2 protein-coding genes are annotated in these 822 nt (G+C 63.6%); one reads left to right on the forward strand and one right to left on the reverse strand.

Going from position 1 to position 822, the window contains the following annotated elements:
* Window positions 1-582: VWA domain-containing protein (locus HX846_RS37180; RefSeq protein WP_256740462.1), on the forward strand; the 582-nt coding region annotated here is incomplete at its 5' end.
* Here HX846_RS37180 and HX846_RS37185 read toward each other — a convergent pair.
* Window positions 539-822: DUF1853 family protein (locus tag HX846_RS37185; RefSeq protein WP_178967462.1), on the reverse strand; the 284-nt coding region annotated here is incomplete at its 5' end. The genes HX846_RS37180 and HX846_RS37185 overlap by 44 nt on opposite strands.

Below are 822 nucleotides of genomic sequence, written 5' to 3' on the forward strand. Positions count from 1 at the left end.
CAGGCGCGCAGCGCGGCCGAAGGTTCGATCAACTGGCCGGGTACCTTGCTCGGCGGGCGGCCGCAACGCCGCGAAGATTTGCTGTATCAACTGCGTAGCCGTACGCCCCATGAGCTGTGGCTGGTGATTGTCGATGCTTCGGCCTCCACCCGGCGGCATCAGGCGCTGAGTGATGCCAAGGGATTACTGGCCCAACTGTTCGACGATGCCTATCGACAGCGGGCGCGCATGGCGTTGCTCACCGCGAGCGGGCAATCGCCAAAGTGGCAGGTGCAGGGATTAAAGGCGGCAAAAGGGCTTGATCATTGGCTTGATGGCCTCGGCGCAGGTGGCGGCACGCCATTGTTGGCAGCGCTGAACGAAGCGGGGCACTGGTTGGCGGCTCGTCGCAAGCGTTACCCGGTGGAGCAGCAGCGGTTGCTGGTGATCACCGATGGACGGCTAAAGGATGTGGCAGGGCTGCCGCAGCTGGACTGCCCGGGCTTGCTGGTGGACATCGAGCGCGGCCCGATTCGGTTGGGCCGTTCAAAGCAGCTGGCTATGGGGTTACAGATTGACTATCGGCATATCGATAACCTGTAAGCGCCGGCACGTTCGGCCAAAGATCCGCCACCAGAAACAACCGTTCGGCTTCTTCCCATTCGCCTTCGCTGTTTTCCACCAGGCGCACCAGCAACTGCGCGGGCGCCATGGGGTCCAGTTCGGTTAGCCAGTGCTGCATCCGGGCCGCGTCCCAGGCTTCGTCCGCCGGGTAGTGCGCCGGTGCCAGCCATGCATGACGGGGCAGCGGTTGCCAGCGTCCTGACGGGCTTTGCTCGATAA

Origin of the sequence: Pseudomonas sp. K5002, assembly GCF_013386655.1 — a bacterium.
Classification (GTDB): Bacteria; Pseudomonadota; Gammaproteobacteria; order Pseudomonadales; family Pseudomonadaceae; genus Aquipseudomonas.